This is a genomic window from Vibrio rhizosphaerae (assembly GCF_024347095.1).
GTDB lineage: Bacteria > Pseudomonadota > Gammaproteobacteria > Enterobacterales > Vibrionaceae > Vibrio > Vibrio rhizosphaerae.
This window is the reverse complement of sequence record NZ_AP024903.1, coordinates 1,394,286-1,417,211: the sequence shown is the minus strand read 5'-3', so window position 1 is coordinate 1,417,211 and position 22,926 is coordinate 1,394,286. Positions and strand designations below refer to the sequence as shown.

The window sequence follows — 22,926 nt, the reverse complement described above, 5'->3', positions numbered from 1 at the left end:
ATCAATAACTGGATAAATAGCCAGTATTCGGTGCTGACAAAGTTACCGATAGCGCCCTCTTCGGGCGCCTCGTGCTTGCCCTGCCAGAGCAACCAATGTTTTATTCGTATTGGCGTGACAAATAGCAACCCCCAGAGCATCAGCAGCATCAGCTTGCGGTTTAGATGGTAACTTCAACATTTGCTGGACCATATGCTGAACCTGGATCTTATCTGCCCCCCCCGTCCCGACAACAGCCTGCTTGATTAAACGTGCCGCATATTCATAAACGGGTAGATCGGCATTCACGGCGGCAACAATTGCACACCCCCGGGCTTGCCCGAGTTTCAACGCAGAATCTGCATTCTTCGCCATAAAAACCTGTTCTATCGCAAATACATCGGGCTGAAACTGCATAATCACTTCCGACACACCGGCATATATTTGCTTTAAACGTCCCGGCAACGCTTTCTCTGTCGTTTTAATACAACCGCTACCAAGGTAAGTCAGTAATCTTCCCTGCTGACGAATGACCCCATAACCGGTGACCCTTGAGCCCGGATCAATTCCTAAAATGATCGACATAACTATTTGATTGCCTTCAATCGGATGAACAAAAAGGGCTTATTTATCTCATAAGCCCTTTCAAAACCGTACCGCAATTATTTACGCCGCCAAGTCGTGCCACCAGAGCCGTCTTCGAGAATAATGCCCATTGCAGTCAGTCGGTCACGGGCAAGATCTGCATTCGCCCAATCTTTCGCTGCACGCGCATCATTACGCATTTTAATCAGCGACTCGATTTCAGCCACTTCGTCTTCTGAGCCGCCATTGCCTTGTAAAAAGTGCTCTGGGGTTTGATATAAAATTCCGATCACACTGGCTAAATCTCGCATACGGACGGCAAGTTGACTGGCTTGCTGTAACTGGTCTTCCTGCTTAAGACGATTGATTTCTCTCGCCATATCAAATAATACCGAATAGGCTTCCGGTGTGTTGAAATCATCATTCATAGCCGCTTCAAAACGGGTTACAAATGCCTCTCCACCCGATGCCGCAACGGTCAAGTCCAGTCCACGCAAAGCGGTATAGAAACGTTCCAGCGCAGCTCGCGCCTGATTGAGGTTCTCTTCACTATAGTTTAGTTGGCTACGATAATGCCCGGACATCAGGAAATAGCGCACAGTTTCCGGATCATAGTGCGTCAATACATCCCGAATGGTAAAGAAATTCCCCAGTGACTTAGACATTTTCTCTTTATCAACCATCACCATACCACTATGCATCCACGTATTGACGTAGGTTGTATCGTACGCACAGCAGGACTGGGCAATTTCATTTTCATGATGAGGGAACTGTAAATCTGAACCACCCCCATGAATGTCAAAATGGCTGCCTAAAATCGAAGAGTTCATCGCTGAACATTCAATATGCCAGCCCGGGCGCCCCTCACCCCATGGCGATTCCCACTTCGGTTCACCCGGCTTAGACATTTTCCACAAAACAAAATCAAGCGGGCTACGCTTTGCCATTTCGACATCAACCCGGGCACCGGCCTGAAGCTGTTCCAGATCTTGTCGGGAAAGCTTGCCATAGTCATTGAAACGACTGACTTCAAACATCACATCGCCATTCTCTGCGACATAAGCAAAACCTTTATCGATCAGTCGTTGTACCAACGCAATGATTTCATCAATATAGGCTGTGGCACGTGGTTCAACATCAGGGCGCAATATATTCAATGCATCGAAATCGGCATACATATCCTGAATCAAACGCTCTGTCAGCACATCACACGACTCGCCATTTTCCGCAGCACGATGAATAATTTTGTCATCGATGTCGGTAATATTTCTGACCAGAGTCAGCTCGTATCCCAAATAACGTAAATAGCGGGCAACGACGTCAAAGGATACAAACGTCCTTCCGTGACCAATATGGCAGAGATCATATATAGTGACGCCACAGACATACATGCCGATTTTTCCGGCGGTAATGGGCTTGAACTGCTCTTTTTGTCTGGTAAGTGTGTTATATATTTGTAACATGATCTCTATCTAAGTTGTCCTAATTTACTGAATAATCCGATTATAACAATGCTCTTGTCTATAGGTCATCCTATTCTTTCAAGAAGATTTGAATGTCACCGAAACTAAGTTAGAATCACGGTTTCTTGTACAAAAATAGAAAGGCAATCGTGATGATCACCCTGCATACAAATTTCGGCGATATTCAAATTCAGCTTCATGAGGACAAAGCTCCTGAAACCTGTGCAAATTTCCTACAATATTGTCGTGACAATTTCTATGACAATACCCTGTTCCACCGTGTGATTGACGGTTTCATGATTCAGGGCGGTGGTATGGCTTCTGGCATGAAAGAGAAAACAACCAAAGCGCCGATCAAAAATGAAGCCAATAACGGGCTCAGCAATAAAGTCGGCACACTTGCGATGGCCAGAACCATGGAACCTCATTCAGCAAGTTCTCAATTCTTCATTAATGTGAATGACAATACCTTCCTCGATTTTCGTTCAGAAAGTCTCGACGGATGGGGATACTGCGTCTTCGCTGAAGTTGTTGACGGCATGGATGTTGTTAACCAGATTAAAGGGGTCAGTACTGGTTCATACGGTATGCATCAAGATGTTCCTCTGGAAGAAGTTGTGATCACTGGCACAACCATCGAAGAGTAACAGACCATTATGACCTGACCGGTGCAGAAATTAACATTCTGCACCGGTCACCTTTCCCGACAAGCGAATTTATGCATACACTTTTTATTTCTGATCTCCATCTAACGCCAACCCGCCCAGATTTAACCGCTGCGTTCCAACATCTGATGCAACATCGGGCCCCCCAAGCGGATGCGCTCTATATTCTTGGTGATCTGTTTGATTTTTGGATCGGCGATGATGACCCGGGCGTTTTTGCACAAACAATTAAGGCAGCATTCAAAACGCTGACCGCTTCGGGTACGCCTTGCTATTTTGTGCAAGGAAACCGGGATTTTCTGGTCGGGAAGCGCTTTGCCCGGGAAACGGGTGTCCAGTTACTGGCAGAGAAAACCCGGATTGAGCTTTACGGCAAGCCTATCGTCATTATGCATGGCGATACTTTATGTCTTGAAGATGTTCGTTATCTCCAATTCAGAAAGAAAGTTCATCAGCCTTGGCTACAATGGATTTATTATCGGCTACCATTTTCCATGAAACAACGCATCGTCAGTAAAGTAAAGCAGGATGTCCGGATGGATAAGCAATCGAAATCGATTGCAATTATGGATGTCACTCAAGCAGAAGTGGAACGCGTGATGACTGAATATCAAGTGGATATGATGATTCACGGCCATACACATCGCCCTAATATTCACCATTTTCATCTTGATGGCCTTGAAAAAACACGAATTGTTTTAGGGGATTGGGACCATGAAATATCAGTACTTGAATACCATCAGGATGCCAGTTACCGTCTGCTTCATCAGCCGGTTTCACAATAAAGCGATGGATGTCGAACCGATGGCTTTCGATCAACGAACAAGTAATAGCGTGGTTCTGTTTTAATTACACATTCACCCAGCATAATCTCAAGTAACATCATGAAGAAATGTCCGTGTGGCTCTCAGCGCCACTATAAAAATTGCTGTCAACCCATACATCGTTCTCCCGAGGCGGCTAAAGTACCGGCTCAACTGATGCGGGCGCGTTACAGCGCTTACGCACTCGGATTGGTTGACTTTATTGTGGCAACATATCACCCGAGCTGTCAGGCGGAAAATGACCGTCAAGAGATCGAGCAAGGGACACAAACGCACTGGACCAAACTTGCTGTTCTTGGGGCAGAAGATGGTCATCATACCGATGAGGGGTTTGTCAGTTTTAAAGCCTACTTCGAGCAAAACGGTGAGAGTTATTCTCTGCAGGAACGCTCTCGTTTTATCCGGGAAAATGGCCGCTGGTATTACATCGACGGCGAATTTACTGACACCCATTAATTCTGCATATAAAACTTAAAAAAGCCACCGATACTACGGTGGCTTTTTATGCTCAATATGAACCCGATTAACAAATGATTACTGACCGGCAATCCACGCCTTAATCTTCTGCTGCTGAGCAGGAGAAGCATTATTATAAAGCAGTTGAATAGTTTGAATCAGTGTATCGTCACCTTTTGGTGGCGTAATTTTTTGTGCAGCAATATTCGGTGTTTTTACAGCCGCTTGTTGAGCCGGGGCGAACTCATTCCCTTGCTCAGCATTATGCCTCGCAACCGCTCTCTCAATATCATTAAATGGCATAATACCGTTGCCGGTTAATGGCTCATAATGCACCGATTTGACATTGCCGTGCTGATCCTGAACTTTCCAGTCTGCACCACGACGAAAATAACCTTCTGCCTGTGCATAACTGTTCAGACGTGGCGCTAAAATCTTGATGCTGTCATCTTGCTTCAGATCAATGGTAAATACATCCGGTGCCGTGGAATAAATCACATCGCGCTGCCCTTTTCTGACATCTCCATAATAGCGGAACACCACCTGATGCCGTCCAGCTTGCACTTCCAGCATATCCGGCTTTGCAAAATTTGCATCATTGACTTCCACCCCATCTAACGCCAGGATTTCGACATCATTCTGACTGGTAATTGTCGCAGCATAACTCTGCGCTGAAAAGCCAAGCATAGAGACACTTATCAGGGCAACCGGCCCCAGTACTTTTTTCCATAACAACATGGTTGATTCTTTCCTATCACTGAACTCTGAAAAACCCATTCTAATGGATTGGCTACAAGATGAATACGGGTGATAAACCGAATGATGACTGGCTCGACATAATACCCATTCATCTATGAAAAAACCGCCCCAGATGAGGCGGTTTTTACTAGCAAGTATTCGAATCAACAATGATTAGAATTTAACTTCCATACCCAGTGTGTATGCTGGATCGTAGTCAGTTGAAGTGCTGTCATCATAGAAACCAATTTCCGCATAAGTGCGAACGTTAGCATTCATTTTATACACAACAACACCGTAGATATTGTCGCCATCTACATTTGATGCATCATCGTCGTTATGAACATAACCTAGAGAGAAAGTGGTTTTGTCCATAGTATATGAACCGTAGATTTCGAAAATATCCATATCAAGATACTTTGAAGAACCAGAATCGATATCACGGTTACCATATGAAGCACCAACTTCATACATATCAGCAGAGTAAACAACTTCTAAGTTGTATGAATCTTCGTCACCAACGATAGAATCACCTTGTTTGTATGAAACACCACCAACACTCTTATCTGTACTTGCCTTGCTGATATTAATGTTATCACCGGAATAAACATACAGACGAGCATCAAAACCGTTCATACGAAAACCGATACGGCCATCTGTAGATGTCTCATCTTTCGGGTTATCATTAGAAGTTCCAGTGTTTGTTTGTGATTCATCTAAATCGTGAGAAAGACCGAAGTAGAAAGTACCGTTGTCGTAGACATACTTGATCACATCGCTTGCGCTAGTTTCGTTCTGACCGTACTGCTTTTTACCAACTTCGAAATCAACACCGATACCAGCATCATCTGCAATTAGATACTGACGACCATAAGTGACTGTACCGTAATCAGCATACGCGAAGCCAACATAAGAACCGTCAGTCTGAACGTTGCCTTTCGCACCAGAATCATTGTCTTCGAAAGTGAAGTCCAGACCAACAATGGCATTCAGGCCTTCAACTACTTCGATTGTACCATGAGTATTCAATTGCATGTCATCGATACGTAGCTTAGTTGATACATCAGTACCATCGGCTTCGTAGTCTTGGAACAATTGAACTTCACCTGCACCAGATACTGTGATTGCAACACCATCTTGGTTGTAGATTTCAGCCGCGCTAGCAGAACCTGCTGCTAGAACCGCAAGAGCGATTAGAGTCTTTTTCATAATTAATCCACTGCCTTTTCTTAGATTAGGAATTCCTTATCTGGATTCCTTTTGTTTTTTGATGGTGACCAAGACATCAAGCCCTCGTCACCGCCATTTCAATTACGGAGATTAGATTGCAAAAGAATAGCTTACGTGTCAAATATTCTAAAGCAACAAAATAAAATTAAATAAATCATTAAAAAACAAATAATTAAGAGGTATTATTCTCAATAGTGCATACTTTGTGACCATTTTTATAAATTTAGTCTAATTCTGTTTTTCATTAAAAAATCAGCATAAAAATCTTTACAATAACTAAAAAAATATTAATTTTGGTTTTTTATAAAAATTTCAGACTAACTTAAAGGCTTTATATTTTTCGTGTTCTGAATTTATTTTAAGTCTCTGACGATTCAATTTTTTTGTGAACAAGATCCCCATTTAGAACAAAAAAATCACATCTAAAGGAACTTCTCCTGCTTTCCGTATGTGTTAGTATGTCCGCCTCACCCCATCAGGTTACATTATGATTACACCCAGAATTCAAAAATCGATCCGTCAGAGTTATCAAAACCTACAGGCTCAGATGGAAAATTTTACCCCGCGACGCGGACAAAATTATCTGGTTGCTGAAATTGCCAAAACATTATGTGGTACCTACCATGACAAAAATCGGCTGTTAGTCGCTGAAGCTGGAACAGGGATTGGTAAATCACTGTCGTATCTGATGGGGGCAGTTCCGGTAGCTGTGTTGAACGATAAAAAATTAATCATTGCGACAGCAACCGTGGCACTGCAGGAGCAATTGCTCCATAAAGACTTACCTCTTTATCGCCGCCTGACCGATTTGGACTTCCAGTTTCGAATCGCCAAGGGACGGCAACGTTATTGCTGTGCAGAGAAACTGGCGGCAATTTGTGAACCGCAAACCTCGTCGGGACAAGTCGCTCTGTTTGAAAGCCCGCCGACTGAGCAGGATATTTCTCTCTATAAAGCGCTCTACTCACAGTGGTCCTCCGGCCAGTGGGATGGCGATCGGGATAGTTGGCCAACCCCGATTGATGATTCGATGTGGCTACAGATTGTCAGCGACAAGCATAGTTGCAATTCTGCATTTGCCATTCATCACCATTGCCCGTTTCAAAAAGCGCGCGCGAGTCTCGAACAAGCCGACGTCATTATTGCCAATCATAGTCTGGTGATGGCTGACGCGGATCTGGGCGGAGGTATCATTCTTCCGGAGCCGGAAAACAGCATTTATATTTTTGATGAGGCTCACCATTTACCACAGGTCGCCCGCGATCATGCCGCAGCATCGTCGCCTTTGAAAAGTACCGCTTCTTGGCTGGAAAAATTTCATCAATCATTGACACAATGGGTGTCACTCACCGATGAAAGTCGGTCAGCTCGCTTTAAAGAGGAAATCGCAACGGCGATTCAAGTTTTAATTCCGACACTCTCCCAATTAAGCCGGCAATTCACACCCGAACAATGTCAGGATGGCGTACTCCGTTTCGAACATGGAGAACTGCCGGAATGGTTGCTGACCGAATCGAAAGCCTTGAAACAGGCATCCGTCAAAATCTGTCAGGCCACCGCTAAAGTCGCAGATTTAATCACCGAACGACTGCAAGAAGGTCAGATCAGTCATCGGATCGCAAGTCCGGTGCTGGCTGAATTAGGGGTCAGCTTACAGCGTCTGGATACTATGGCGCAGGTTTGGACCCTGATGGCCGAACCGCCGAGAGAATACGGTGCGCCGATGGCACGCTGGATCACTGCCTCAGAATCTCAACCCGGTGATTACACCATTCACGTCTCACCGATTGAAATCGGCTGGAAGCTGGATCAACAGTTCTGGAGTCGCTGTTATGGTGCGATTATGGTCTCCGCGACACTTCGGGCCTTGAATTCATTCAGTTTCTTTTGCCATCAGAGCGGCATCAGTGCCCAGCCAGATGAGGGAACCCAGTTTATAGCGCTGGCATCACCGTTTGACTATCCGCGTCGAGGCGAATTATACGTGCCGCGTCTTCAACAGGAACCGCAGTCACCTCATTATACTCAGACACTGATTGAACGGTTACCGACGTTGATTCCTGAGAAACAAGCAACACTGGTTCTGTTTTCTTCCTACTGGCAAATGAATCAGGTCGCTGACGCGCTCAAATCTGACTTTAAAAAACGCGGCTGGTCATTTCAGATTCAAGGTAAGAAATCACGGACAGAAATTCTAAAAACGCATCGCTTTACTGTCGAGCATCAGGGAACTGCCGTCATTTTTGGCACCGGTAGTTTCTCTGAGGGATTAGACTTGCCCGGTCGACTACTGGAAAACGTCATTATCACCAAAATTCCTTTTTCTGTACCGACGTCTCCGATTGAACAAGCACATGCGGAATACATTCTTTCCAAAGGCGGTAATCCGTTTATGCAAATCACGGTGCCAGAGGCTAGCCGAAAATTAATCCAATGTGTCGGAAGATTACTGCGTAACGAGGAAGATTCTGGTAGAGTTGTCATTCTTGATCGCCGGGTTGTCACCAAACAGTACGGCAAAGCATTACTTGATGCTCTCCCTCCGTTTAAACGCATCATCGAGCCGTAATTCGTTGATGAGAAAATAAGAAGGCCAATCAAATTAATGGATTTTCTGGAGCCGACGCTTTTAATTGTATTGGCAGTGGTTGCTTTTGTTGCCGGGTTTATTGATGGCATTGCCGGTGGCGGTGGTATGTTGACGGTCCCCGCTTTATTATCATTAGGACTCCCGCCTCATATTGCCTTAGGGACCAACAAGGTTGCAGCGACATTCGCGACCTCAACGGCCGCCTTTACCTATTACCGCAAAAAAATGTTCCGCCCTGCTGGCTGGAAGCCGGTATTTATATCGACATTTGTCGGGGCGATTATCGGCACCTTAATCGTTGACTTTATTAGTACTGAACTACTCGATAAAGTCCTTCCGATTATTATCTTGCTGACTGCGCTATATACCATTTTTTATCACCCACAGCATGGTAAGTTACATACTCACCCGGACATTCCTCCGCAAAGTAAACGTAAGCAAATCCCTCAGGGACTGAGTCTCGGTTTTTATGACGGGATTGCCGGCCCTGGTGCCGGTGCATTCTGGGTGGTGTCTTCGATGGCACTTTACCGACTCAACATCTTATTTGCTTCCGGCCTCGCCAAAGTGATGAACTTGACCAGTAATATCACATCGCTGGTGACATTCGCCATTTTAGGCCATATTAACTGGGTACTTGGGCTGACGATGGGCATTTGTTTGATGGCCGGCGCTTATGTCGGTGCTCACTCCGCGATTCGTTTCGGCACATCTTTTATTCGGCCCGTATTTATTCTGGTTGTCAGCATCCTTGCGATCCGGCTGGGATATCATGCATGGTTTGATACGTTATGATTGATCTGTCTCGTCTACACGACCTGATTTTTTCTTTAGAGCCGCAAGTCACCCAACTTGATGAACAGCGTGGAGAACAGCAGTATCCGCTGTTCGATCCTCAGTTGTTCCGATGTAAGTCTCAGTTACTGGGACCTTGTCTGAGCGAACTGAAAAACACATATCGCGAAATTGTGCAAAGCCACGAGCATCAGCGTCTGACGACCACTCAAGCGACTTACCTGACCGAAAAGCTCCTGAATCAGTTGAATGCGATTCAAAGAGAGCTTGCGACTGCCGAACTGAGGAAAAAAGAGAGCCATGGTTTGCCTCGTGAAACGTCAGTCAGCGCGCTTTATCAAGAATTAGCGCAGCATCAGGACTGGGAAAGACGCTTGCAGGAAATGATCTTTGAACAAGAGCAGCAGCTTGAAGCCAAACCAATGACTCCGACAGAGAAGAAGTCCTGTCAGCAGGCCATTCTGGCACTGGAACAACGGCTGATTCGCTGCCAAAAATCCAGACAGCGTATTGAGAATAAGATTACGGCAAAAGAGAGAAAAGGTTTCAAATGAGTGATCAACATCCCCCGTTAGCACAGGCGCCTGAGCCCGTTCAGCTTGCAGTCGACTTAATTTATCTGCTTGAATCGAATGCCATCGATCCAGCCGTTGCTCTGGAAGCTATTTACATCGTCGAAGCCGATCTCAAAAACAAATTAAATACGGCAACCCAAGCATCACGTGACTGAAGGTCCCATGATGTCGTTCAAATGGGCCATACACCACTTGCAGATAGATCGGGAACAGTTGCAGATAACCAACAGACTGTTAACATCTGTCGTTCAATAGAATTCAAGGATATTAGTCATGAAATTGGTTAGTTTTAATATCAATGGACTCAGAGCTCGTCTTCATCAGTTACAGGCACTGATCGATAAGCATCAGCCTGATATTATCGGGTTGCAGGAAACAAAAGTTCACGATGAAGCATTTCCGCTTGCTGATCTGGAAAGCATGGGATATCAGGTTTTCTATTATGGTCAAAAAGCACACTACGGTGTGGCTCTACTCTGCAAGCAAACGCCCGTTTCAGTACAATATGGATTTCCCAGTGATACGCCTGAACATCAAAAGCGGATGATCATGGCGACATTCGAGACTCAGAGTGGCAAACCGTTTACGGTACTCAATGGATATTTCCCGCAGGGGGAGAATATTGCTCACGAAACAAAATTCCCCTACAAACGACAATTCTATCAAGATTTAATGGGATATCTGTCTGCCAATCATCAGCCGGATGATCAACTGGTCGTGATGGGTGATGTAAATATTAGTCCGATCGATCTGGATATCGGTATCGGAGAGGCGAACCGGACTCGCTGGCTTAAAACCGGTAAATGTTCGTTCCAACCCGAAGAGCGAGCATGGTTTGCGAGCTTACTCGACTGGGGCTTGGTTGATACCTTCCGTTATCTCCATCCTGAGATAACGGAACAATATTCATGGTTTGATTATCGCTCTCGTGGATTTGATGATAACCGAGGGCTCAGAATTGATGTCATCCTCGCGACCGCAGCACTCTCTCAGCAATGTCAGGATGCCGGTATCGACTATGAATTGAGAGGGATTGAAAAGCCCTCCGACCATGCGCCCATCTGGAGCACGTTTGATCTCCGGTAATCCTACCGAAGCATGAAGTTACCCATTCCATTGACAGGCCTCATTATCGGAGGCCTTTTTTCAAATTGCTGCAGGCTGGTCGTACCCGCCGCAACGCACCACGAATCATCTCTGCCGTAATAAATCAAATACAGCGAAACCAACATCACTGAACATTTCATCACCATGACCGCCGATAAAATGAAATGAGTTGGATAGAATTCATGTCAGGCAGGTCTAAAGAAAGTAAATATGGCAAAAATCGTATTGTGGGATTGCTGAGCATTCGTAGAGCCGGGCCTTTCGTCTGCAGGAATCTATACTGAACTGAGAAATGATTCAGCGCCGTCCGGTCTGCAACGCTCATCGGTTGTGCAGGTCAATATGGCACCTAAACTTATTCCTATTTTTGAAGTTTTATTGATTTAGTTTAAGGTTTATATGTTTTTTTTATCCTAAGCTACACTCCATACGATGAGGTTCGTGGTAAGAGTCGCAATATGATTAATCAAACTGATGTATATCATCTGGTGTTTAACCATATTGTTATTCGAAGAGTGTACTGATGTCTTTTCAACCAAAAGACAAGTTGGCTCAACAGCTAAGTCAGTATGTGTTTTTCTCTACTATATAAAGGTAGGTATATCATGGCAGAGCAATTTGCTAAAGCTTGGGAAGGTTTTGTCGCTGGAGATTGGCAAAACGAAGTTAACGTTCGTGACTTTATTCAAAAGAACTACACCCCTTATGAAGGTGATGAATCTTTCCTTGTTTCTGAAGGTACCGAAGCGACCAACTCTCTATGGGCCGCAGTCATGGAAGGTATCAAAAAAGAAAACTCAACTCACGCACCTGTTGATTTTGACACTTCCGTTATTTCTACTATCACTGCACACGATGCGGGATACATCAATAAAGATTTAGAAAAAATCGTTGGTTTGCAGACTGAAGCACCACTGAAACGTGCAATCATTCCAAACGGTGGTATCCGTATGGTCGAAGGTTCATGCCAAGCGTATGGTCGTGAACTTGACCCTCAAGTGAAAAAAATCTTCACTGAGTATCGTAAAACTCACAACCAAGGTGTATTCGATATCTATACGCCTGCTATTATGAAATGCCGTAAATCTGGTGTTTTGACTGGTTTGCCGGATGCTTATGGCCGTGGTCGTATTATTGGTGACTACCGTCGTATCGCTCTGTACGGTATTGACTTCCTGATGAAAGAGAAATTCGCGCAGTTCACTTCTCTGCAAGAGAGATTTGAAGCGGGTGAAGATCTGCATATGACAATGCAGCTGCGTGAAGAAGTTGCTGAGCAACACCGGGCTCTTGGCCAAATCAAAGAGATGGCAGCTAAATACGGTTGTGACATTTCACGTCCTGCAGAAACAGCGCAAGAAGCGATTCAATGGACTTACTTCGGTTATCTGGCAGCCGTGAAATCTCAAAACGGTGCTGCGATGTCTCTGGGTCGTACATCGACCTTCCTCGATATCTTCATAGAACGTGATATTGCCGCCGGTAAATTGACTGAAGAAGACGCTCAGGAAATGATTGACCACTTCGTCATGAAACTACGTATGGTTCGCTTCCTGCGTACACCTGAATATGATGAGTTATTCTCTGGCGACCCTATCTGGGCAACAGAATCTATCGGTGGTATGGGACTTGACGGACGGACACTGGTTACACGGACTAACTTCCGCTTCCTGAACAGCCTGTACACAATGGGCCCATCTCCAGAGCCAAACATCACGGTACTTTGGTCTGAACAGTTACCTGAAGGCTTCAAACGTTTCTGTGCAAAAGTCTCTATCGACACATCATCGATTCAATATGAAAACGATGATTTAATGCGCCCTGACTTTGAGTCTGATGATTATGCAATTGCATGTTGTGTATCACCAATGGTTGTTGGTAAACAAATGCAGTTCTTCGGTGCCCGCGCCAATCTGGCGAAAACCATGCTCTATACCATTAACGGTGGTATTGACGAAAAACTGAAAATTCAAGTGGGTCCGAAACTGGAAAAAATCACCGCTGAAGTGCTCGATTATGATGAACTATGGGAAAAAATGGATCACTTCATGGACTGGCTGGCAAAACAATATGTCACCGCTCTGAATGCGATTCACTTCATGCATGACAAGTACAGCTACGAAGCGTCACTGATGGCATTACATGACCTTGATGTCAAACGTACCATGGCTTGTGGTATCGCAGGTCTGTCTGTGGCTGCTGATTCTCTGTCAGCAATCAAATATGCGAAAGTTACACCAATCCGTGATGAAGACGGCATCGCTGTCGACTTCAAGATCGAAGGTGACTATCCTAAATTTGGTAACAATGACCCGCGTGTTGATGACATCGCATGTCAATTGGTTGAAGTCTTCATGAACAAAATCCGTTCACTGAAAACTTACCGTGATGCAGTGCCTACACAGTCAATTCTGACCATCACATCTAACGTTGTTTATGGTAAGAAGACCGGTAACACACCTGATGGACGTCGTGCCGGCGCACCATTCGCACCCGGTGCAAACCCAATGCACGGTCGTGATGAAAAAGGCGCGGTTGCATCACTGACTTCAGTCGGTAAACTGCCATTTGCTCACGCCAAAGACGGTATCTCTTATACCTTCTCTATCGTGCCAAATGCACTTGGTAAAGATAATGATGCACAACGTTCTAACCTTGCAGGCCTTATGGATGGTTACTTCCACCACGAGACTGGCATTGAAGGTGGCCAACACCTGAACGTCAATGTCTTGAATCGCGAAACTCTGGAAGATGCTGTGAAACACCCTGAGAAATACCCACAGCTGACAATCCGTGTATCTGGTTATGCTGTCCGCTTTAACTCTCTGACAGCAGAACAGCAAGCTGACGTAATTGCACGTACATTTACTGAAGCGCTTTAAGCTTTCGTTATGACCACGAAAAAGCTCCCGAATGGGAGCTTTTTTTATGACGAATCCCTTTGTGACACAAAACAGCCTCACACCGCAAAGCGCTGACAATCCTCTGAAAGGTGTGTTGAACGTTGATCGACGACTTTACTGGTTTTTCGGAGTCTTTGATTGTTCTCTTCTAAGTTTTTCATCGACGATGATATCTGGACCATACTATCTGCCATCGAGTGACTGGTGACTGCCAGTTCTTTGATTGACTCAAAAATTCTTGCGGTCTGACTGGCAGCTTCATTGGCTTTTTCAGTGATCTGAGAAAGGGCCTGTATCGCTTCCTGTCCTTGCTCTTGACCACGCGTCATCGCCCCCTCAGACTGAGCGATATACTGAATCACTTCGGCACTTTCACGTTTCATGGTCTCAATCGTTTCGGTTATCTCTGATACGGCATCAACCGTTTTGACAGCAAGGTTACGGACTTCATCGGCAACAACCGCAAAACCCCGCCCCTGCTCACCGGCCCGGGCTGCTTCAATCGCCGCATTTAACGCCAGTAAATTCGTCTGCTCAGCGATCCCATTGATAATGTCCATCACTGCATCGACTTTCTCAGAAGCCGATTCAAGCTGCTGAATATGCCCGGCAGCTGAATTCAAAATATCACCGACATCCTGAATAGACTGAATAGCCGCCTCAATAATTTCGCCCCCCGCTTGTGCCGCGCTGGTAGATGCCTGACTCACATCCGCCACAAATTCAAGTGAATTACTGACTTCCTGAGTCGTTACACTGACTTGCTCCGTCGCAGAAGCAAGCAGATCCGTTTGACGAACGATATGAGTCTGGGCCGTCATTAGCTGGTCTAAACCATCATTCAGATCGGCGGCATCGCCAGAGAGCGCCTGACTGTTTTTCTGTACCTGATTCACCAATAACCCCAAATGCTCACAACTATCATTCAAAGCAATCGCCAGCTGATTAAATTCATCGGCTGTATTTGTTGTAATCGGCAGACGCTTTGATAAGTCACCTTGAGACAAGCGATCCAGAAATGTTTTGGTTTGCGTCAGAGAACGCGTCAGAGATAATCTTAAAGTAATGAAAATGGTAATCGTCAGTGCGGCCAGTGCTGCACAAGCAGCCATCACCGACCATAAGGTCTGTGTCGCCTCCCGGTGAGCGGTCTGCTGATATTCCTGACTGATTGCTTTTAATCGTGCAGAAGCATTCTGAATTAATTGCTGAACGGCTTGCTCTGATGCCGATAGTTCCGACTCATAGTTTTTGACTTGCTGAGATAATTCACCAACCCGGGCAAAGGTTTTTTTAAACTGGTCAACTTCCGATTGATAACTCGACAGCGCCGCGTAAAGCTTAGATGTGTTGATAAAGGTTGCCATCGCACGATTGAATAACTTGAGATTTTTTTCATTGGGGGCCAATAAATAATTCTGTTGAGATTTAATCATTGCCCGAAAATCAGAACGAATGGTCACCATGCCGGTTTCTTCAATTTTTGCCTCAATTTTTTCCGCCAGCTGCGTCAATACTCCCTGCTTTCCTTCACTGATACTAAATCCCAGTTCAGATTTAGTTTTCAGCCAAGGATGCATCGCATTTTCAAACCGACTCATCGCTTCAAAAAGCATCTGCCCCTCAGGCTCAAAACCGGCATTTTTAAGAAAACGCACATCCTTATCAATATCTTGACTCAATTGCGCCAACAATTCGGTCACACGAGAAACATCTTTTATTTGGAGCACATTGCTCTCTGCGGCCAGTGATAATAATTTGGTCTGAGACGCAAATAACTTGGTTGTCCCCTGAGAAACTTCCCCACTCAGATCGTATTGGGAGGTCATCATTGATAACTTACGGGCAATGAATCCTCCCATCGCTAGAAAACCCACACATAAAATAACAATAAAAATAGCAATCTTCTGCTTTTGCGATAATTTCAGTACATCCATGACCACAATATCCTTCACTCAAATCAGAACCTTGAAGAGTAATTTTCTGAACCAATATCACCCCTCTGTTGCTAACAAATTTATTACACGCGTCACAAAATTACTACATTTATATTTCAAAATAATATCTTGATGATTTGCGTAATAAGCACAGAATATTCGTGCAACATTTCTAAGATGAGAATCACAATTAAACGCATTACAAACAACACTATTTTTGCGCCGCTTTCATTCAAAAATCAGCATTTAAATATTAGGGTTCAAAAGGCTCGGATTCATGATTGTCTAATGACTTAGGTCTATCTCATTGTATGGAAATGTAATAAAATAACGGCCAAATCCTCCAAAGAGAAATCATCATGTCAACTCTAGGTCGTATTCATTCTTTTGAGACATGTGGCACCGTTGATGGGCCGGGCATTCGTTTCATTGTGTTTATGCAAGGGTGCTTAATGCGCTGCATGTATTGCCATAACAGAGATACTTGGGACGTTCATGCGGGAAAGCTGATATCGGTCGAAGAGATCATTCAAGAAGCAAAATCTTATCGCCACTTTATGAATGCATCTGGTGGCGGAGTCACCTGTTCGGGCGGAGAAGCCATTCTACAACCTGAATTTGTCAGAGATTTTTTCAGAGCCGCCAAAGCAGAAGGTATGCATACCTGCCTTGATACCAATGGGTATGTTCGTAAACACACCCCGGTCATTGATGAACTGCTTGAAGTGACAGATTTAGTTATGCTGGATATCAAACACATGCAGGATGAAATTCACCAGAAACTGATTGGTGTATCCAACCATCGCACGTTGGACTTCGCCCGCTACCTGCATAAAATCGGTCAGACAACCTGGATCCGCTATGTGATTGTTCCCGGATATACCGATGATGAAGACGCCGCTCATCAATTGGGTCAATTCATTCAGGATATGAATAATATCGAAAAAATAGAGCTGCTCCCCTATCACAAACTCGGGGCGCATAAGTGGGAAGCCATGGGCATCGATTATCCCCTTGACGGCGTCCAGCCCCCGTCAAAAGAGACCATGGATCATATTGTTTCGATCCTCAGCCAATACCATGCCAATGTGAAATACTAACCACAAAAAACCAAACTGACCGAGATGCTCAAAGGATGAAACATCTCGGTAATCAAATGATATAAATCAGATAAAACCCGTATTGAGATCATGTTTCAGGCACACAATTCACGTTACTCTACTGATAACAATCTTTTATCATTCGCGTAGGAATTTGCTATGGAAATGACCAATGCTCAACGCCTTATTCTCTCCAATCAGTATCGATTGATGTCACAACTTGATCCGGCAAATGCTGAAAAATATCATCGTTTCCAAACGATTATTGAACGTGGTTACGCATTGCACATGCGGGAGCTGAATAAAGAATTTGGCTGTTTGCCAGAGAGTGAATGCAGTGAAATCATCAATATCATGGAAATGTACCATGCGATGCAAGAGTCTCATAAACAGTTGACCGAGGCGGATCAAAACAAGATTGACGCAAGACGTCTGCAATTTTTAGGCTTTGATTTATCGACAGAAACGCAATTAGTTCACTATGTTCGCTTCTTAGTTAACTCCGAAGGATTATATAGCCAGTTTGATCAAGGTGAGCACCAGTTCAATAGTCAGGTGCCCATGCTAGACAAATATCGTCGTATGGCAGCAAAATGGCAATCATGTCCCCGTCAATATCACCTCTCGGTTTCTGAGTTCCAACAGATTTTTAACGCCTAACCTCCTATGCAGATTCGGACGACAGCAAATGTCGTCCGAAAATGCTATCAATCGAATTCATCATTCAAACGAAAATCATTTACCTTTCTGTCAAGGCAATGCGATGGCCTTCACTTTTCATAAATTTTTGTTAAATTGATAATACATTCATTTAACAAATCATTTAAAACATCCAGTATGACGCAGCCCAGATTTTTTGATTAAACACATATTTTTTAAGCAGAATTGCTAATTAGCGACTAGTCTTAAAGATGTGCGATTGTGTTGAAGCGTTTACATGTCGTTAAGACATTTTAGAGGGAATGAGCTATGAGTATATTCGACCATTTTCAAGCGCGTTATGAAGCAGCGAAGGAAGAAGAGTTATCACTTCAGGACTTCTTACAGTTATGTAAAGAAGACAAAAGTGCCTATGCCAACGCTGCTGAGCGTCTACTATTAGCCATTGGTGAACCTAAAGTCATCGATACATCAAAAGATCCCCGTTTGAGTCGTATTTTCTCAAACCGAGTGATCTCTCGTTATGATACCTTTAAAGACTTTTACGGGATGGAAGAATCCATTGAGCAAATCGTTTCTTATCTGAAACATGCGGCTCAAGGACTTGAAGAACGGAAACAAATCCTCTACTTGCTCGGCCCTGTCGGAGGCGGTAAATCATCACTTGCAGAAAAACTAAAATCATTAATGCAACAGATGCCTATCTATGTACTCAGTGCAAACGGACAACGCAGCCCGGTGAACGATCATCCGTTTAGTCTGTTCGATATCAGTGAAGACGGAGAGCTACTCAAAACGGAATATGGGATTGATCAGCGTTATCTCCGAACCATCATGTCCCCATGGGCAGCCAAACGGCTGCATGAGTTTGGGGGAGATATTACCAAATTCAAAGTCGTCAAATTACGGCCATCGATCTTGGATCAAATTGCGATTGCAAAAACAGAACCGGGGGATGAAAACAATCAGGACATCTCCTCATTAGTCGGTAAGGTTGATATTCGCAAACTGGAACATTTTTCTCAGGATGACCCTGATGCGTACAGCTATTCGGGTGCGCTTTGTCGCTCGAATCAGGGACTGATGGAATTTGTTGAGATGTTTAAAGCCCCGATTAAAGTGCTACATCCACTGCTGACTGCCACCCAGGAGGGCAACTACAACGGTACGGAAGGTTTATCTGCCTTACCATTTGAAGGCATGATCCTCGCCCACTCCAATGAATCGGAATGGCAGGCATTTCGTAATAACAAAAACAACGAGGCATTTCTTGACCGGGTTTATATCGTCAAAGTGCCTTACTGCCTGCGTGTCTCTGAAGAAGTCAAAATCTATCAAAAACTACTGGATCACAGTGAGCTCTCTCGCGCGCCTTGTTCACCCAGCACCTTAGAAACGCTGGCACAATTTAGTGTTCTCTCCCGGCTCAAAGTACCGGAAAACTCGTCCATCTTCTCCAAAATGCGGGTCTACGATGGTGAAACGCTCAAAGATACCGATCCCAAAGCGAAAAGCTATCAGGAGTATCGTGACTATGCGGGTGTGGACGAAGGGATGAACGGGCTATCAACACGTTTTGCCTTCAAGATACTCTCCCGGGTATTTAACTTTGATCAGACGGAAGTCGCTGCCAACCCAGTACACCTGTTTTATGTGATCGAACAGCAAATCGAGCGAGAACAGTTCCCTCAAGATACAGCCGAACGGTATCTCGAGTATCTCAAAGGTTATCTGGTGCCACGGTACGTTGAGTTCATTGGTAAAGAAATCCAGACCGCTTATCTGGAGTCTTACTCTGAATATGGGCAAAACATCTTTGACCGTTACGTCACTTATGCTGATTTTTGGATTCAGGATCAGGAGTATCGCGATCCGGAAACCGGTCAACTATTTGATCGCTCTGCGCTCAATAGTGAACTGGAAAAAATCGAAAAAACAGCCGGGATCAGTAATCCAAAAGATTTCCGTAATGAAATCGTGAACTTTGTTTTACGTGCCCGAGCAAACAACAACGGTAAAAACCCGGTATGGACCAGCTATGAAAAACTGCGGACTGTGATTGAGAAGAAAATGTTCTCCAATACCGAGGAACTTTTGCCGGTTATTTCTTTCAATACAAAAACATCCTCTGAAGAACAGAGAAAACATGATGATTTCGTCGCGCGGATGATGGAAAAAGGTTATACCGAGAAACAAGTCAGATTGTTATCCGAGTGGTATTTACGAGTTCGTAAATCGTCATAAATCATCTTGCACCATACGCTCGGTGTGGTCGGAGGCAGACTTCAACAGTTGCCCCTTTAAAGGGGCTTCCAAGAAGAGTGAGTTGCACCAAACACGGTTATCAACCACTTTTCTGCCGCCAATCCGAGGGAACTATACAACAACGCATACCCTACTGAGTTGTTGTTCGGTGATGTTAAGTAAAGGGGATATTCATGGCGCAATTTATTGACAGAAGATTAAATGGTAAGAATAAGAGTGCGGTCAATCGCCAACGTTTTCTCCGCCGCCACAAGCAGCAAATCAAAGAGTCGATTGCAGATGCGGTGAATCGTCGCTCAATTACCAATACCGAATCCGGGGAAGATATCTCAATCCCTAGTAAAGACATTAAAGAGCCAAGTTTTCATCAGGGAAAAGGTGGTCTGAAAGAACGTGTGCATCCCGGCAACGATCAGTTCATCACCGGTGATAAAATTGACCGCCCACAACAAGGTGGCGGCAGTGGTTCTGGTCAGGGAGATGCCAGTGCCGATGGTGAAGGCAGCGATGATTTTGTGTTCCAGATATCCAAAGATGAATATCTGGATATCTTATTTGACGATCTGGCTCTGCCGAATCTGAAGAAACAGCAAGTCAACCGCATCGTCGAATGGAAAACACATCGTTCCGGCTATCAGACTGCGGGCGTCCCTGCCAATATTGCTATTGTGCGTTCACTCCAACAATCATTGGCAAGAAGAACTGCAATGACTTCCGGCAAACGCCGCCTCCTGCATGAACTTGAAGAAACACTGGCAGAAATCCAGAATCTTGAGCCGGCACAGCCTCTGGAAGAGAAACGTCTCCAACAAGAAATACTGGATATTCGTAAAAAAATCGATCAAGTTCCATTTATTGATACATTCGATTTACGCTATAAAAACTATGAAAAACGTCCTATTCCCTCCAGCCAAGCCGTGATGTTTTGTCTGATGGATGTTTCAGGTTCAATGGATCAGGCAACGAAAGACATTGCAAAACGTTTTTATGTCCTGCTCTATCTGTTTTTAACTCGGACGTATAAAAATGTTGAAGTCGTCTTCATTCGCCATCATACCCAGGCAAAAGAAGTGGATGAGCATGAGTTCTTCTACTCTCAAGAAACCGGAGGAACCATTGTATCCAGCGCGCTCAAATTAATGCATGAAATTGTGGAAGAACGCTATCCGATCAATCAATGGAATATCTATGCCGCACAAGCATCGGATGGTGATAACTGGGCTGATGACTCCCCGCGCTGCCGTTCGATTCTCACTGAAAACTTACTGCCGTACTGTCAGTACTACGCATACATTGAAATTACACATCGCTCTCATCAGACACTCTGGCATGAATATGAAAAGTTACAGACAAGTTTTGATAACTTTGCCATGAAAAATATTCAGTCCGTGGATGATATTTTCCCCGTGTTCAGGGAATTGTTTCACAAAGAAACAACAGCTTAGGAGGGACTTTTGCATGGTAACCAAAACAAAGTCGGCACCTGACAAGCACCACAGTAAACGGCTCCCGGACGGACCGGACTGGACCTTCGATTTACTCGAGCGCTATCACGTTGAGATCAAACGGGTCGCAGAGCATTATCGTCTTGATACCTATCCAAATCAGATAGAAGTCATCACATCTGAACAAATGATGGATGCCTACTCAAGTATCGGTATGCCGATCAATTACAATCACTGGTCTTTCGGCAAAAAATTTATTCAGACTGAACAAGGTTATAAACATGGTCAAATGGGATTAGCCTATGAGATTGTCATCAACTCTGACCCTTGTATTGCCTATCTGATGGAAGAAAACACCGTGACCATGCAAGCACTGGTTATGGCTCATGCCTGCTATGGGCATAATTCATTCTTTAAGGGCAACTATCTGTTTCAAGCCTGGACGGATGCCAGTTCGATCATCGACTACTTACTATTCGCCAAAAATTACATTAGCGAATGTGAAGAGAAATATGGTGTTACAGAAGTCGAAAATATCTTAGATTCCTGCCACGCCCTGATGAATTTTGGGGTGGACCGATATAAAAGACCGGAAAAAATATCAATTACTGAGGAAAAAATTCGCCAAGAACAGCGTGAAATGTATTTGCAGTCTCAAGTAAATGAGCTCTGGAAAACGCTGCCGAAAACCGAACCGAAGTCAGAGGATGAGCGCATTCGCTTTCCGAGTGAACCGCAGGAAAATATCCTCTATTTCATTGAAAAACATGCACCGTTACTTGAGCCGTGGCAACGTGAAATTGTACGAATTGTCAGAAAAATCAGCCAATACTTCTACCCTCAGAAGCAGACACAAGTGATGAATGAAGGATGGGCAACCTTCTGGCACTATACGATTCTAAACCACCTCTATGATGAAGGACTGGTCTCTGAAAAATTCATTCTCGAATTTTTGCACAGTCACACCAGTGTTGTTGCTCAGCCGTCGTACAATAGCCCCTACTACAGTGGGATCAACCCATATGCTTTAGGGTTTGCGATGTTCAAAGATATTCAGCGTATCTGTCAGGAGCCCACGGAAGAAGATAAAGAATGGTTCCCGAATCTGGCCGGAACCGACTGGCTGGATGCGGTTCACTTTGCCATGAAGAACTTCAAAGATGAGAGTTTTATTAGTCAGTACCTTTCACCAAAACTGATCCGAGACTTTAAACTTTTTGCCATCACAGACGATGACCGCAAAAACTTTATTGAAGTGAATGCGATCCATGATGAGTCAGGCTATCAGAAAGTCAGAGAAAAACTCGCGGCACAATACAACCTGAGCAATATTGAACCCAATATTCAGGTATACAATGTGAACGTCAGAGGCGATCGCTCTCTCACGCTCCAGTATGTCCCTCATGATCGTATTCCACTCGATTCGAGCTACGAAGAAGTTTTAAAACATTTGCATCGTTTGTGGGGATTTGAGGTGATTCTGGAAGAAGTCAAAGATACCGGCAGACGAGAGCGATTAGCCGTTTGTCCGACCAAAGAGACAACACAACTCTCAACGCCGTAACCAACTGAAATGAACAATAATGACCCATGTATGGTCATGACGACA

19 protein-coding genes are annotated in these 22,926 nt (G+C 44.5%); 14 read left to right on the top strand and 5 right to left on the bottom strand.

What is annotated here, in order from left to right; translation table 11 throughout:
- Nucleotides 1–42 precede the first annotated feature (42 nt).
- Nucleotides 43–564: a crossover junction endodeoxyribonuclease RuvC gene (gene ruvC, locus OCV37_RS06070; RefSeq protein WP_038178615.1), complete on the bottom strand. Its 522-nt coding sequence runs from the start codon at nt 562–564 to the stop codon at nt 43–45.
- Between the two features lie 77 nt (nt 565–641).
- Complete coding sequence (gene cysS, locus OCV37_RS06065) at nt 642–2,027, bottom strand: cysteine--tRNA ligase (protein WP_038178613.1); 1,386 nt, start codon at nt 2,025–2,027, stop codon at nt 642–644.
- A 152-nt stretch (nt 2,028–2,179) separates the two neighbouring features.
- On the opposite strand from cysS, the gene OCV37_RS06060 reads away from it, so the two are divergent.
- The 3 genes from OCV37_RS06060 to OCV37_RS06050 all read left to right on the top strand — a co-directional run bounded on the left by OCV37_RS06060 (nt 2,180) and on the right by OCV37_RS06050 (nt 3,972).
- On the top strand, nt 2,180–2,674 hold the full coding sequence (locus OCV37_RS06060; RefSeq protein ID WP_038178611.1) for a peptidylprolyl isomerase: 495 nt from the start codon (nt 2,180–2,182) through the stop codon (nt 2,672–2,674).
- A 71-nt stretch (nt 2,675–2,745) separates the two neighbouring features.
- A complete protein-coding gene (lpxH, locus tag OCV37_RS06055) occupies nt 2,746–3,477 on the top strand; it encodes a UDP-2,3-diacylglucosamine diphosphatase (RefSeq protein WP_038178609.1) in 732 nt (243 codons plus the stop codon).
- Nucleotides 3,478–3,576: 99 nt separating this feature from the next.
- Complete coding sequence (locus OCV37_RS06050; protein ID WP_038178607.1) at nt 3,577–3,972, top strand: YchJ family protein; 396 nt, start codon at nt 3,577–3,579, stop codon at nt 3,970–3,972.
- Nucleotides 3,973–4,050: 78 nt separating this feature from the next.
- On the opposite strand, the gene OCV37_RS06045 is transcribed toward OCV37_RS06050, so the two are convergent.
- Nucleotides 4,051–4,710 carry a YccT family protein gene (locus OCV37_RS06045; protein ID WP_038178605.1) on the bottom strand — a complete coding sequence of 220 codons (660 nt, stop codon included), beginning with the start codon at nt 4,708–4,710 and terminating at the stop codon, nt 4,051–4,053.
- A gap of 174 nt (nt 4,711–4,884) precedes the next feature.
- A complete protein-coding gene (locus OCV37_RS06040) occupies nt 4,885–5,919 on the bottom strand; it encodes a porin (protein ID WP_038178604.1) in 1,035 nt (344 codons plus the stop codon).
- A 508-nt stretch (nt 5,920–6,427) separates the two neighbouring features.
- Here OCV37_RS06040 and dinG point away from each other — a divergent pair.
- From dinG to pflB, 6 genes are all read left to right on the top strand, one after another.
- Entirely contained in the window at nt 6,428–8,509 is a 2,082-nt protein-coding gene (dinG, locus tag OCV37_RS06035) for an ATP-dependent DNA helicase DinG (protein WP_038178601.1), read from the top strand.
- A 36-nt stretch (nt 8,510–8,545) separates the two neighbouring features.
- A complete protein-coding gene (locus OCV37_RS06030) occupies nt 8,546–9,325 on the top strand; it encodes a sulfite exporter TauE/SafE family protein (RefSeq protein WP_038178599.1) in 780 nt (259 codons plus the stop codon).
- Nucleotides 9,322–9,879 (top strand): primosomal replication protein PriC, encoded by a 558-nt coding sequence (priC, locus tag OCV37_RS06025; RefSeq protein ID WP_038178596.1) that lies wholly within the window; start codon nt 9,322–9,324, stop codon nt 9,877–9,879. Before OCV37_RS06030 ends, priC begins: the two co-directional genes overlap by 4 nt.
- Nucleotides 9,876–10,055: a DUF2496 domain-containing protein gene (locus OCV37_RS06020; protein ID WP_038178594.1), complete on the top strand. Its 180-nt coding sequence runs from the start codon at nt 9,876–9,878 to the stop codon at nt 10,053–10,055. The genes priC and OCV37_RS06020 overlap by 4 nt, the downstream gene beginning before the upstream one ends.
- 118 nt (nt 10,056–10,173) lie before the next feature.
- The gene (xthA, locus tag OCV37_RS06015) at nt 10,174–10,986 is read left to right on the top strand and encodes an exodeoxyribonuclease III (RefSeq protein WP_038178592.1); all 813 of its coding nucleotides are present in this window, start codon (nt 10,174–10,176) and stop codon (nt 10,984–10,986) included.
- Nucleotides 10,987–11,612: 626 nt separating this feature from the next.
- Entirely contained in the window at nt 11,613–13,889 is a 2,277-nt protein-coding gene (pflB, locus tag OCV37_RS06010) for a formate C-acetyltransferase (protein ID WP_038178590.1), read from the top strand.
- A 77-nt stretch (nt 13,890–13,966) separates the two neighbouring features.
- Here the strand turns inward: pflB and OCV37_RS06005 are convergent, their stop codons facing one another.
- Entirely contained in the window at nt 13,967–15,847 is a 1,881-nt protein-coding gene (locus OCV37_RS06005) for a methyl-accepting chemotaxis protein (RefSeq protein WP_038178588.1), read from the bottom strand.
- Between the two features lie 359 nt (nt 15,848–16,206).
- Here OCV37_RS06005 and pflA point away from each other — a divergent pair, with 359 nt between their 5' ends.
- The 5 genes from pflA (at nt 16,207) to OCV37_RS05980 (ending at nt 22,881) form a co-directional block, all read left to right on the top strand.
- Nucleotides 16,207–16,947, top strand: a complete 741-nt coding sequence (gene pflA, locus OCV37_RS06000; protein ID WP_038178587.1) for a pyruvate formate lyase 1-activating protein — start codon at nt 16,207–16,209, stop codon at nt 16,945–16,947.
- Nucleotides 16,948–17,106: 159 nt separating this feature from the next.
- On the top strand, nt 17,107–17,607 hold the full coding sequence (locus OCV37_RS05995; RefSeq protein WP_038178586.1) for a YfbU family protein: 501 nt from the start codon (nt 17,107–17,109) through the stop codon (nt 17,605–17,607).
- Nucleotides 17,608–17,916: 309 nt separating this feature from the next.
- Nucleotides 17,917–19,851 carry a PrkA family serine protein kinase gene (locus OCV37_RS05990; protein WP_038178585.1) on the top strand — a complete coding sequence of 645 codons (1,935 nt, stop codon included), beginning with the start codon at nt 17,917–17,919 and terminating at the stop codon, nt 19,849–19,851.
- A 194-nt stretch (nt 19,852–20,045) separates the two neighbouring features.
- Complete coding sequence (locus OCV37_RS05985; protein ID WP_038178584.1) at nt 20,046–21,317, top strand: YeaH/YhbH family protein; 1,272 nt, start codon at nt 20,046–20,048, stop codon at nt 21,315–21,317.
- Between the two features lie 13 nt (nt 21,318–21,330).
- The gene (locus OCV37_RS05980) at nt 21,331–22,881 is read left to right on the top strand and encodes a SpoVR family protein (protein ID WP_038178583.1); all 1,551 of its coding nucleotides are present in this window, start codon (nt 21,331–21,333) and stop codon (nt 22,879–22,881) included.
- Nucleotides 22,882–22,926 lie beyond the last annotated feature (45 nt).